7 protein-coding genes are annotated in these 12,539 nt (G+C 62.0%); 3 read left to right on the top strand and 4 right to left on the bottom strand.

Annotated features, from left to right (window positions below):
- The first annotated feature begins 406 nt into the window (after positions 1 to 406).
- The 3 genes from IBX18_RS39475 to IBX18_RS39465 all read left to right on the top strand — a co-directional run bounded on the left by IBX18_RS39475 (position 407) and on the right by IBX18_RS39465 (position 5,088).
- Positions 407 to 922, top strand: coding sequence for a GNAT family N-acetyltransferase (locus IBX18_RS39475; RefSeq protein WP_194838521.1), 516 nt, complete (start codon positions 407 to 409; stop codon positions 920 to 922).
- A gap of 2,547 nt (positions 923 to 3,469) precedes the next feature.
- Positions 3,470 to 4,480, top strand: coding sequence for a ParA family protein (locus tag IBX18_RS39470; protein WP_194838520.1), 1,011 nt, complete (start codon positions 3,470 to 3,472; stop codon positions 4,478 to 4,480).
- Positions 4,477 to 5,088, top strand: a complete 612-nt coding sequence (locus IBX18_RS39465) for a hypothetical protein (protein WP_194838519.1) — start codon at positions 4,477 to 4,479, stop codon at positions 5,086 to 5,088. The genes IBX18_RS39470 and IBX18_RS39465 overlap by 4 nt, the downstream gene beginning before the upstream one ends.
- A 641-nt stretch (positions 5,089 to 5,729) precedes the next feature.
- Here the strand turns inward: IBX18_RS39465 and IBX18_RS39460 are convergent.
- The 4 genes from IBX18_RS39460 to IBX18_RS39445 all read right to left on the bottom strand — a co-directional run bounded on the left by IBX18_RS39460 (position 5,730) and on the right by IBX18_RS39445 (position 12,217).
- Positions 5,730 to 6,692 carry a replication protein RepA gene (locus IBX18_RS39460; protein WP_194838518.1) on the bottom strand — a complete coding sequence of 321 codons (963 nt, stop codon included), beginning with the start codon at positions 6,690 to 6,692 and terminating at the stop codon, positions 5,730 to 5,732.
- Between the two features lie 1,233 nt (positions 6,693 to 7,925).
- On the bottom strand, positions 7,926 to 9,299 hold the full coding sequence (locus IBX18_RS39455; protein WP_194838517.1) for a hypothetical protein: 1,374 nt from the start codon (positions 9,297 to 9,299) through the stop codon (positions 7,926 to 7,928).
- A gap of 580 nt (positions 9,300 to 9,879) precedes the next feature.
- A complete protein-coding gene (locus IBX18_RS39450) occupies positions 9,880 to 10,314 on the bottom strand; it encodes a hypothetical protein (RefSeq protein WP_194838516.1) in 435 nt (144 codons plus the stop codon).
- Between the two features lie 295 nt (positions 10,315 to 10,609).
- Positions 10,610 to 12,217, bottom strand: a complete 1,608-nt coding sequence (locus tag IBX18_RS39445) for a hypothetical protein (RefSeq protein ID WP_194838515.1) — start codon at positions 12,215 to 12,217, stop codon at positions 10,610 to 10,612.
- Positions 12,218 to 12,539: the final 322 nt, after the last annotated feature.

The following is a 12,539-nucleotide window of genomic DNA, read 5'->3' as shown; positions in this document are numbered from 1 at the left end:
GACAACTCGGAACCGCAATTCCTGGCCGCTAATCGCGCACACACGCGCCGCATACGATCGCTGCGTGACTAAAAGCACGCTACTTCGGCGGTGGAAGTGGTTCCCGACGCCCGAGATATGCAGGGAGGGAAACACAACCCTCGATAGACCCCCACTCACATTGGGGCGGAGGATCGCCGCGGGCCAGGGGCATCTGGTGCAGCGAGAACGCAGAACTTCAGAAAGAGGGCAGACCGTGTCGGTCCGTGCTCTTTCGCGATCCAGCGGTCGGGTGGAGATGCCGCGGGACCACCGGCTAGGGCGGGACCGTGGCTATGCGGAGGCTGTGGGCGTGTACTGCGATTGATCACCGCGCCAAGCCGGATGCGTGTTCGTCTGGCCGCCTCAGGTGGATAATTGCCAGGTCATGGCTGCTCACGTAACCCTGCACCCCTTGCAACCTGCCGACGGGCTGGCGATCTCGGCGTGGTTCGCGAGCCAGGAGGCCGACCATCGGGTCGGAAGCTGGCGTCCGGGCGACTGCTCGAAAGTGATGCCGGTCGGCGCCGGGCGTTGTATGGAATGGGCGGGACGCAATCACCTCGGCGAGTGTGTTGTCTACCTCGCAGCGGCCAGCGTGCCGCCGATAGCGGACGAGTTCATCGCCGGGGGAATCCAATCGGTCGAGGGACGAGATGCGGTAGCGATCAAGTACTTGGTGCCACAGCATCTTCAAGGCCTCGGATATGCCACGGCTGCGCTCCGTGCAGCTGCCACTGTTCTGACGTGGCACGATACCGACCTGTTTTGCCACATCGCATCCGACCACTCCGCGAGCCAGGCAGTGGCAGTCGCGGCAGGATTCGAGTTCGTCGGTGCGACACGGTATCGGGCGAGGAAGAATCACCCGAGGTACATGTGGCACTACCGTTTACAGCGATGATCGCCCCGCGGCACCGCGCCGCGGTCGCAGGACTAGTAACTTCAGCCGACCACAGCAATCGGCTTGCCGCGCGAGAAGGCTCACCCCTTCATCGCGTCCTGTGTCGAATCCGGCAGGGGTGGAAAGTAGACCCCCTCCCACTTGAGGTGCTCCTCAATAGCCGGGTAGGCCAAGACATCTGCCCCTTGGTGAGCTTGCTGCGCGGAGTACTCCCAAACAGGGCGTCCTGCGGCGATTCCGCCGGGTGACGGAACAGGCACCCATTCGATACGCCGCGGTGTGCACAGGCTGAGGATGTACTGCTCGGCTTCACGTGTCTGGTATCGGCCGCACGATCCGTCGACCGGATCCGTGATCTCCCACCAAGCCACCTCGGAGCGGTGACGCTGAGCAGGCGGCCACCGGCTGGGCCCGGTTGGCTCCGGGGCGAACTCCAGGCACCATTCACCGACCAGTCCACGCTGCTCAAGCGCCTCAAGCGCGTCCCCGATGTGGTGCTGGCGGACAGAACGATAACCGAAACGCCCCGATGGTTTTGGCATGGAGGCACAGTATGCGCACCGACCCGAGCGTCAGCAGATTCCCTGAACCGCCCGGCGGTTCGGCACAACTCGATGATTAGAGCTGGTTCTCCAGTCGACTACGCGGTTTCCGGTCTGCGCGGTCCAGCTTCTTACCACCGAGCTCGGCGCCGGCAGTCCTGGCCGTCAGCAATCAAGGGGACCACACCATTGGCCCGGAGGTCCAGATCTTGACGCACATCACCTGGGCCCGAGACCCGAGCCATGGGAGCGACTGGCCAACGATCTCGGTGTCGGTGTGGTGCTCGATCCCTGCAGGGGGATACAGCAGTGTGACCGCATTCCGCGAGCGGCGGACCCTCCCCTAGTTGAGACAGTCGAGAATCGCTGTAAGACCGGATTGCTATAGCCATAGTTTTGGCGTCGCTGATCGAATTCTTCCTTCATCGATCGTGCCCTTAGCTCAAGATGGTTGACCTTCGCCCGCCGGATGGAGCGAACCGGTTAGCTCCGTAGCACATTGGCCCGAATAACGCCCATGCAGCTGACTACCGCCATTTAGGACACGGTCCTTCACCACGTTTCGTCACTGTGACGCCAAAATCGGGACATTCTCAGGCGGGTTCGTCACCAAGCCCTCATGCACCCATGAATGCTGTGGCCGACGCGTCGGCGAATGCATCGGCGCGTTGCGCAGCACGTCCACGTCATCGCCGTTCATTAAATCTACCGTGCAATGGCCGCGGGCATAAGCTCAGAAGTTCGTACACGACCTTACGCGGCCAGAGGCAAAGAAATATATTGGTCGATGCTGGCCCGTAGAGCGTCGACAATGATGAGCCGACCTAACCGCGCCGCCTCGCGACAGATTCGTCTGACAATACATCGGAGACCTCGTCTCTGTATCCGACCGTAGGCTTACGTACAGATTGTGCTCGCAGTTCGGCGAGCCATTGGCGAGACAATTGACCGCGTTGGAAATCGGCTTGTATGTACACTCACCACTCGGCTTGAAAACCAGAATATTATGCGCTTGATGCGTAGCAAGGTTTGCATGAAAACCGTCTCGCGAACAGCCTGAGCAATGACTGAATCGGGTTGCATGGCAGCAGTGCGAAAGACCTGTCGCCAAACTGCTACACAGCTGCGGCTGGTGGTGCGTAGCACTACCTATCAGGTAATTTGTGGGCACACCGTGAAGCACGCTCACGGATACGGTTAACGGGGACCATACCAGGGTTCCTCCCACGCAGTGGTCCGGCAAACGCGCACACTTATATATGGGCTCAGTAACAGCAGCATGCATAGCAAGCTGAGCTGATATACCTCGACAACACCATTTGCCAAAGCTCACGAAAGAATAGGTCAATTTGCCTATTGAACAATCTTTCGCAGTACCTTCATATGTACTCATATATACACGCCTACGGGAATCGACATCGCCATGACTTGGTCGATCTTCGCCGCTGCTGCCGAAGCAGTGTGTGCTCAAGCCTATGTGGTTACTCATCGGTCGGCTGGTCGGCCTACTTACGGACGAATCAACCAGATAAGCTGTGTACCTACTGACGGCACCACCTTCGGACACACCACGGAGATGACCTCGCGATCTATCACCGGGTCTATATGCCGGTATTTGCGGTGGTATATACGCTTGTAGGTCTTGACCTGCGTAGATCGGAACGTTTAGCTGCGACTTCGTGCGCGGCTTCGCGCAGCAATCAGACATCGCATCGACGCAGCCATCCCCCGGAGCACCACCCGGAACGCCCTCAGCGACCTTGACGGACAGGTGATCGGAGTCGCGCGTTGATTGACCGCCTGGTGCGCGATGTGCGCTACGATCCATCCTGCCGTCCGACACCTTTCGGCCTTTCTTGAATCTCGCAGGTAGAGACGAATATTGGAGCTCAGGCAATGATAGTTCACAACTCGCAGGTCAGCCGCACAGGCCGACAGCAACGCCTCAGCGCGCCGCCCGCGTGCGAACAACGAACCTGACACGGAAGAGACATCGGAAGAAGTCATGGGACATCCACTGAGCGGAGTCGCTCCGACGATCAATTGGTCGGCGCTGGGTAACGTCATAGTCGTCGCGAACTGGAAGGGCGGAGTAGGCAAGACAGCAACCGCCGTCAATCTTGCGGCAAGGCAGGCCTCCAAAGCAGCCGTCCACGACGACGCCGTCGGTACGGATAGTGGCCGACCAAAGCGAGTCCTTCTGGTCGACCTCAACGGACAAGGCACCGCATCGCTATTGCTCGGAATCAAGGGCAAAGCTGGCGTCGATGACGATGGGCTCGGCCTGTTCCAAGCAATTGTCACCCACACAGATCTCAAGCCTGCTCGCTCGGTTGGGGGACGCGCAGACCTCGACCTGCTGCCTGGCGGCACCTACGTCTCCATGATTACGGACGCAATCGGCAGTCGAATGAAGTCCGCCGGCGGCGCAGCATCGGTGATTCTCAGCCTCGCCGAGCGGCTGCAGCACTTGGCGCCCCACTACGACGTCGTCATCATCGATACTCCACCGGAGAACGAAACTCTCCTCTTGATTGCTCTCGGTGTCGCACGTTTCGTGCTGGTTCCGATCAAGACTGACGACTCGACGCGACTTGGACTGCTCCAGCTGGCCAGCTACATACGGGTGGCAATGGAGCACAACCCATTCATCATGCTCCTTGGAGTGTTCGTCTTCGGCTCCGGTCACAGCAGCAAAGCCATCCGGGCCGAGATCGGGCGCGACGTGGCACGAGATCTCGGCGATGCCACCTTAGTGCTGAAGTCCTTCATCAGATTCTCAGAAGGAGTGGCAGCAGACAGCAGCCGGTACGGCCGAGTAGCCGAGGAGTTGTCGCGGGAGATCGAGAACAACCCGTCCTGGGTGAAGCGGCGCAGGGGAGAAGCGAAGGATTCGATAGTCGTCTCCGGCGCGTCTAAAGGTGTGGCCGAGGATTACGACGGCCTTGGCGACGAGGTGTTCGCCCTTGCGGAGAAGAAGCGAGCAGAGCTAGTTGAGAAAGGATTGTGGCCATGAGCTCTCCCCTGACGAGGCAGAACCTGGATACCTCCGGTAGCGCAGGACTTGGTGACCTGTTCGATCCGGCGAAGAGAGCCGAGTACATCAAGAACCTCAGCCAGGGCGAGACTGCTGACAGCGATGTCGCGACCGACACTGAGACCGAGGAGTTCGACGAGGACGACGAATCAACACCTGAGACTGCAGTTGAACCCCAGAAGCCGCAGAGTCGAACGCAACGAGCGAAGAGGCCCGGCGCATCAGCTGTGTACGTCGACAGTGATGTTGAGGCACGACTGAAGAAGTACGGGAAGGACAACGAACTGAGCAATCTCCAGATAATTCTGGAGGCAGTTGGTGCAAAGGTCGACGTTCTCCAGGAAGTCGTGGAAGCACGCCGAATCGTCACTCGGCCGGTGTCAGACCTGTTCGATCCAGATCCGAATGCAGTTCGGTTCCGCGGTGGAGGACAGATCCCGATCACATACCGTCCGACGCCTGCGCAGGCAGCGAAGCTCGACGAGTTCGGTTCGAACCTCGGGTTTCAGACACGTTCGACATGGCTAGCACCCGTGCTTGACGCGTATCTACCCAAACTGAGGAAGAAGCGTTCGACTGGGGGGTGACCCGATCTGCCGGATACAGCCATGCCACCACCCCGCATGGACGGGGGCGTGGCTGTGTCCGGTCGCTCCGATCGCCACATTGATCGAAGGCCACCATGCCCAACCGATGACTCCAGCGCTTAGGCGTGTCTCGGCGGTGGTTTCAAGAGTGATCTGCAACATGCAAAACTGCTGCGCTGCAATCACTTTGACCAGGAAGCTCTCGTGCCTTCGACATTGCGTCGGACAAGACGAACCGCTCGATTCACCCGTCGGTACGCCCTGCCAAAGGCTACGGTCGTCACCTGGGTGTCGTGTCCCAGTTTAGGCGCCGAGCCAATGACGTTCAGGCCAGCCACAACGAAACCAACGCTACGAAATGACGCTACGGAATTCATGGTGCTCAGATTCAGCGGCAGGGGAGCGTCGTCACGCTGCTGCAGCCGCTGCGGGTGTAGCTTGCCTCTTCGAGCAAGTCGAGCAACTGTGTTAGCCCGCCAGTGACCCACCCGGCGCAGAGATCAGCAGCACGGGACTTGTAAGCGTCGCCCTGGGTCTCCGCGAGGCCCAATCGCGGCACACCCGACAATCAAACTCGACGATCCGACGTAGACGCTGTAGCCCTGCTCGACGCGGCGCCCCTCTCGTCGTTTCCGGGACTGTTACGCTCCAATCGAGGGCGGAACGATTAGGCTGGATTCCACTGCCCGCCAGCCCTTGGGGAGTACGTGCGGCCTGCTCGGCGTCAGGACCAGGCCGGCTGTGGTGAGTTCGACGTTGGCGTCTCGGTAAACCGACAAGACGCGGGCTAGCTTTTTCTCGTATGCCTTGCGGGCCTTGTAGCGGGCTTCCTTGGTTTCAAGCTTGCGCATCAGCCCAAGGCGTTCGTTGAGATCGTCGAGCGAGATGGTGATGCGGCGCTTGAGGGTGGCCATCGTGTAGGTGAGGAAGATGTACAGGTCGATTGCTGTGGCGTCGTCGCCGAACACATGTAGCGCGTTCCAGTCCAGTGGTAGTGCACGCTGGAGGATCTCGTCATAGAAGTCGCCGGAAAGCTGGACCACCGCGCGGCTGGTGCCTTTGCTGTCCTTGCCCCAGAGGACGGCTTGATTGGCGACGGTCAGGTTCTTGATGATGGTGGCGGGTTCACCGTCCGGGCCCGGCCGGTCGATGCGCACAGTGATTGCGGCATTGAATAGTTGCTCGGTTTGAACACGTAGCCGGGTCAGGCTGCCGGTGGGGCCAGCGGATGCGGCCGATCCGGGCTGCAGCGTCCGAAGGAAGTCGGTAATGCCGTCGCCCATGACCAGCTCGCGTGACTTGGTTCGGCGGGCTTCTCCGATGATCCAGATCATCGACTTGCGGGCGAGTACGCCACTCGGGTAGCCCAAGCTCTTGGATTTGCCGGTCTTTGGGTCGTCGACGTAGCCGGGCCGGATCGTGAGGAGGGTGTCGCCGTTGCGGCGCTCGTACACCGGGATGTTCCCGGGGTTCCGGACGGGCAGGCACGTTTGAGCGAGGAGCGGCGTTGTCCACGCCAGTTCCTGATCGTCGGCTTCCCTTGCTGCCTCTATGAGATCGGCGGCAGCCAGCAATGCCAGCTCATCGCGTTTGGGTCGCGCCATGCCGATCACTATGCCTCAGTGGGGTGGAGATGACGCGAACGAACACACCCCTTCGAATAAGAAGGGTCACCGATGTTGTCGAGTGTCCTTGCGTGCAGGTCAGGGCCGTGTTCTTGAGTCGCCGCGGGTGACCCTGCTGATTCGCTAGGCCCCGCATAGGTCAGGTCACCGCTGCCTATCTGGTCCTGACCTGGTTGTTTGTCGCGGCCATGGTGAATCGACGGCAGTGGTGGTGACCCTTCTTATTCGCTGTCCAGGGTGCCATGAGCACTGATGCCCGTGGGACGAAACATGGCTCTGAGCAGCGGATATTACTCAAGGTGACCTATCTAATTCGTTGGAGCGTCGGACCCTCAGCCGGTGGTGACCCATCTAATTCGCCGGGCGCCAGCCCTGGCCGACTGTGGTGACCTATCTAATTCGTTGCGGCGGGCGCGCGGACGGCAACGTGCACGGCGTGCACGAACTGGACAGACCTGGTGACCCTTCTAATTCGCGGTGACCCATCTAATTCGCTCAGGTCAGGGTCCCGGTGACCCATCTAATTCGCATCCCAAGTTATACACAATCTGTGGATAACTCGGGCGCTGGGGAAGGTTATCCACAAATTAATAGGGTCACCGTCTCAAACTCATTTTCCCAGGACCGGACGAATTACAAGGGTCACCAGCTCGAATTAATGAGGTCACCGTGACACGACAAAAAGGCAGGTCAAAGCACATTTTTTGGACCCCCATATAGTTCTTTCTTGTAAAAGAGATTTCCTGTAGTAGGCTCGCCTCGGCTGTGGAAATTACAGGTGTGCAATTCTTGGCCCTCCCAACCACAGCATCGAGCCGGCCAGCCCTACAGGTCTTTCACTCTGGATTCGCTGTGTCCAAGGCATCGTCTGCAGCAGGTCAAACGGTTACCCCGAACCCTCCGGCCTGTCCGCTCGGATGCATACGGGTAGACCCGTCGACCTACGGTGAGGATGATCGCGCGGTAGTTGCCCAGGATGGCTGTAGCCAGCAGGTAGTCCCCGCTCGCCGACCCTTGGTCGCAGTGAACCGCCGGTGGCACTGCGGAATCTGTGTCGAGGTCCCTGGCTCATTGCGCCGCTTTACTGATCGACTTTTTCGATGCCTGCCGACATCTTGTGGTGGATAAGCATTCCGATGCCGACCAGCACCGGCGCAACCGTGTGTACTGCGGTTCGCCCCCAGTGCCTTCCACGCTGTGGTCGTCCGTGTCTTAAATACCGCCGGCAAGTCGGGTAGGGGCCTCTTCTTCGACAAGCCAGCGGAGAAGTGGCCGTCCGCCGTCTGTGGGCTCCTCTGGTGATTGAGGGGCTGGAGTGGGCAGCTTCTTCGCCAAGTGGGGCTTCTTGCGGTCCATCTCGGTGCGCCAACGCCGGTAGCGTGCGAACCCCGGGCCCTTAGCGACATCTGTCGCTGCACTTTCTGCACGCTGACGCTGGGCCTCAGCACGGTTGGCCGCGGATCGTGCGCGGGCGACGGCCGCTGGCTCCGGGGGAACCTGTTGCGACCAGTCCAGGTTGCTCAGCAACGTACGAAGGAATGCCGCAGGTTGGTGGATCTGGTTGGGCCAGGCCAATCCGCGATCCTTGTTGTGCTGGTCCAGGCGCTTTTTGATAGCTTGCCCAGTCCAAATGGTGGTGTCGATTCCTGCTGCGACGATGGCGTCGACGACTGCGCCGATGTGGTTGCCGGGCACCCGGATCCACTGGTCGAAACCCAGTCGCCGCCAAGCGCCGCTGTCGAGGCCGATGCAGCAGCCAACGAGCTCGGCGGCGGTGAGTTGGGCGTGCAGTGGGCGTGGCAGGAGGTCCAAAGCGGCGTTCCTACTTGAGTTCATTCCGCGCCGAGTGTGCGCTCGCGCGCGCTTTGGTGAGTTCTTCCGAACTAGAGATGAACTACAAACCCCCCTGGAGGGGGGTAGATCGCCACCGGTGCTGACCTGGGGAATGCGTGATGCGGCTCGGCGGGCTCGCGAACCGGGGCCCATCGAGGCTGAGCGACGGAATGGTGCACGAACGGCAGCCGATTCCCTCGGGGTGGTCAAGTACCACACCGACGCCGCGCGGGCCTGGTAGCCACCGTGGTGGGCTTTCGCGGCCGCGCGCTCCTGTGCTGAGAGGAGGCGTCCTCGTTCGACCTCCACGGCAAGCCCGAGATCGCTCAGGACCCGCCGGGCCCGCGACACCACTCGTTCGCTGACTCCGGCGTTGCGTGCCAGGCGATAGTTGGATGCGGTCACATCCCGGCCGGTGTCGCTGGAAGCGAGCAGCGACATGGCGACGGCGACGGCGATCACCCGCGAGGCTTTCACCTTCTGCGTCGCGAGGAGACGCTGGCCGGTGTCGCTGTCGAGGGCGGCCTTGACCTGATCGTGCCAGATACTGCGGCTCGTCCACGCGGGGATCCGTGCCGCGACCCCGGTATCAACGGGAAGCGCCCACGACCGGCCACGCTGGCCGGCGTTGAGGCGCGCGATTGTTTCGACGTCAGCACCTGTGCTGGTGACAAATTCGTCACAACTCGCCGAAGGCTGATCGTCTTCGGCGTGAGGGTGCTGAGCGCATGCGTTACCCTTGGAGCTGCCCACCACGGCAACACCTTTCTGAGAACGCAACGACCACCCAGGGATCGACCAGTCATCGAACCCAAGGTCTGAGCAGTCGAGGGAATCTCCCTCAGCGCCGAACCCCTTCTGCCAGGAAGAGGGTTCCGTGCTGCTCGAAGCCGCTGCTCGGCCCGTATTGACTTAGGAATTCGGCGCTGTTCAGCGCAGTCGAGAACCACCTCCTCGCGCGGTCGGGAACCAGCCAGGCGAGCGCGTCAGCGATCCGACGTTCGTCGGCGGCGCAGAGCATGGCCACGGCATGGGGAAGGTGAACCACGGCGCCCGGGCTGGCATCGGTGGGGGAGCGCAGCTCACCCCGAACGTGCCAGCGGCAGCCGTAAGCAGGCGAAATCGCCGCGAAATCAGGTCGGACGCGCAGGTAGTCCGGCGCTCGATCGGCGCGCTACCTGGAAGATTCGCCAGTAGATGCTTTACACTCGGATCAGGCATACAGCCTCCCGAGTACGCGAAAGGGACATACAACCTCTTCGATGCTCGTTGGTAGTTGAAGCGAAGGTCCCCATCTGTTTGGACGCGGAGGGGGCCTTTCGCTTGTTCTAGGTCAGGTACCCGTAGGTGCCAGTGGCAACTCCGGTTGGACCGGCAAGTCGGCGCTTCGCTCCTGCTCGCGGGCCAGCCCGCGGTGCAGCAGTTCGATCATGCAAGCGGTGATCGAGGGGAAATCGGCCGGTACGTCCTCGGTGGAGACCAGCGCCATGAACTGGTCACCGAGTGGCTGAGGCAGATCCACTGGGCCGATGTATTTACGGTCGCCGGTGTAGATGACACCGAGTCGGTTCGGGCCCTGGGCGTAGGACTCCAAACCGTTGCGTAGCAGCGTGACCACGCGGGCCTTGAGGGTCGGGTAGTCGGGTGTGCCGACGGGCTCTTTGACCAGCTGCGCCAGCGATCCGGGGATCTTGGCACCGACTGTGCGATAGTCCGGGCCGTCCTCTCTTTCAGGACGTCCTCCCGCGCGTTTCGCTTTCTCCGCCATGCCCCAGATCCTGCCTCGAGGTTTCATAAAACCGTCGGCGGCGCGCCGGAATGGAAGCCGATGAAAGCATCTGGCCGGTCCTGCCGCAGCGAAACCATCGACCGAGGTGCTGCATCGCTCACACACGAGGTGCTGGCGGGCGCCTATCGTGGCTGGTAGGCCCGCTTTAGTGGGTCGGTACATGTTCTCACCTCGTTCCTGGTTTCCAACATCTGATCATCTCTGCCGTGATCCGTCGACTGAACGCGGTGGATACTGCACAACCTGTGTCAGCCGTGGTGTCTTCACTCGGCGGTCACCTGCTGTCGCGTGTGGGTGGAGCCAGCTCGGACAACGGCACGGCATCGAGGTATGGATCTGTGCCTGCAATGAGGTCGTCGGGGGGCAGTTGTGCGGCGGCGCACTGGATCGCATTTCCGTACGCCGCTGACAGGCGGTGGTGGATCAGCAGGGCACCGCCGATCATGCCGGGCGCAACTGAGTGCACGACCGCCTGACCCCACGCTTTGTCGGCGAGGAAGGGGTAGGTGTTGAGCCCGATGGTGATCGCGAGCAGTCCGAGCTCCGCCTGTCCGATACGGTGCGGGCGTATGCCCCATTCCGCGAGTTTGGGTGTGCCGACCATGATCACGACCAGGCAGATCGAGATCATGGCCTCGAGCAGGTAGCTGGTCCAGTACAGCAGGTCCGAGGAGGTGAGGCCTTGGGCGACGATGTTGCGTTGGACGTTGGTGGCCGACCACGCCATGCCGGCGGCGACCACCGAGGCCAAGGCCAGGGTGGTCCCGAACTGGTAGGTGAACAAGCTCGCGATCTGCGCGTGCGGGCTGGTCTTGCGTCGTTGCGCGGCAAGGGCTTTGCGGGCGATCCGCCGCTCCCGGCGCTGGACGGCCCGCAGGCGAATGAGTGCCTTTCGGTCACGGCTCTCGTCCGCGAGCTGCGCGGCGACCGCGATTTTGCGGGCCTTTCGCCGCCGGGCGCGGATCCACTCGGCCACCTCACGCTCGGCTATGATCTCGTCGGCTGACCAGTCGGCGAACAGTGCCGGGTCGGTCTGGATCGGTTGCGCCTCACGGCCACGAGTGGCGAGTTCGACGAGGATGCGCGCCGGAGGTACGTCCTTGTCCTGGGGTGCGCCGGTACCCTGAACGTCGCCGATGTCGGCCGGATCGTGCGGTGAGGCTTCAGCGGGGGGCTGCGGCGCCACGGTGGCTGCGCCGGTGCTGAGCTCGCTGTCAACCACGTCGCCGCTGCTACCGCTCGTGGCCGGTTCGGGCGGCGCGGTATCGCCCTGGATCTGGGTGCGGGGGAGATTGTCGTCGACGTCCCGCTGCGCCGCTGCCGACATCCATGTCGGCTGCTCGGGGGAGTCGCCGAACAGGTGCAGATAGATGTCATCGAGGGTCTGCGCCTGCTTATCCCCGATCGTGGCCGGGATCGGCTGGGCTGTCTCGCGCGCGGTGATCCATTCCCGCCAGAGTTTGGCGTACTGGCCGACGTTGTTCTGGATCGCGGGCTTGTCGAGGGTCTCGTCGTCGGTGAGCTCGCGCAGCCGTTGCACGACCTCGCCACGGTTGAGCTGAGCGGGGTTGCTGCGATCACCCAACAACGCGCACACATAGAAGGTCTTCGCTACTCGGGTCGTGTAAACCTCGCGAAGAGCCTGGCGGTGGACCGCGTCCTGGTCGAGTTCGTCTGGGCCCGACCCCGCCTCGGCGGGGTCGGTGCCGGGCAGGGCAACCTCGGTGTCGGAATCGATGTGCGCCGCCGTCGCTGGCGGTGGATCGGCGTCGCCGGAATGGGCCGATTCGGCCTCGGGAGGCGTCACCGTGGCTTTGTCCCAGTCGGGCTCGTCGCCAGCGTGGGTGTCCTCGAGATCGGGGAAGTCGGCGAGTTCGGTCATCGGTTCGTCTCGTCTCGGTCCGCGAGGTCAGCGGCTGTGTCGTCGATCGGCGCATCGGCGGCGCGCACCGGCAGCGGACGCCTTACCGACGTCGCGGTGCACCGCGGTGCACCTGCATCTCGTGGGGCGACTCCCACGAGGGCAAATGTTAGCATGCGAGCATCATAACATCCGTGGCTGGTGGGGCTGAAGTGAACAGTGGACGCGCCGTCCCGCTCCGATGCCGACGCCCGCACACGATGCCCGGCCAGTTGCGTGCTGCCGCAACCACATTCGCTACCGGCACGAGGGCCGCCACCTGTGGAGCAGTGGGCGGCCGCCG

Source organism: Nocardia sp. XZ_19_369, from assembly GCF_015355715.1.
In the GTDB taxonomy this organism is placed as follows: Bacteria; Actinomycetota; Actinomycetes; order Mycobacteriales; family Mycobacteriaceae; genus Nocardia.
This window is presented reverse-complemented; position numbering and strand designations above follow the sequence as displayed.

Excerpts from the sequence above, each read along its gene's own strand:
- IBX18_RS39465 (WP_194838519.1), top strand. The coding sequence starts at position 4,477 with ATGAGCTCTCCCCTGACGAGGCAGAACCTGGATACCTCCGGTAGCGCA.
- IBX18_RS39460 (WP_194838518.1), bottom strand. The coding sequence starts at position 6,692 with ATGGCGCGACCCAAACGCGATGAGCTGGCATTGCTGGCTGCCGCCGAT.
- IBX18_RS39445 (WP_194838515.1), bottom strand. The coding sequence starts at position 12,217 with ATGACCGAACTCGCCGACTTCCCCGATCTCGAGGACACCCACGCTGGC.
- IBX18_RS39470 (WP_194838520.1), top strand. The coding sequence starts at position 3,470 with ATGGGACATCCACTGAGCGGAGTCGCTCCGACGATCAATTGGTCGGCG.
- IBX18_RS39450 (WP_194838516.1), bottom strand. The coding sequence starts at position 10,314 with ATGGCGGAGAAAGCGAAACGCGCGGGAGGACGTCCTGAAAGAGAGGAC.
- IBX18_RS39475 (WP_194838521.1), top strand. The coding sequence starts at position 407 with ATGGCTGCTCACGTAACCCTGCACCCCTTGCAACCTGCCGACGGGCTG.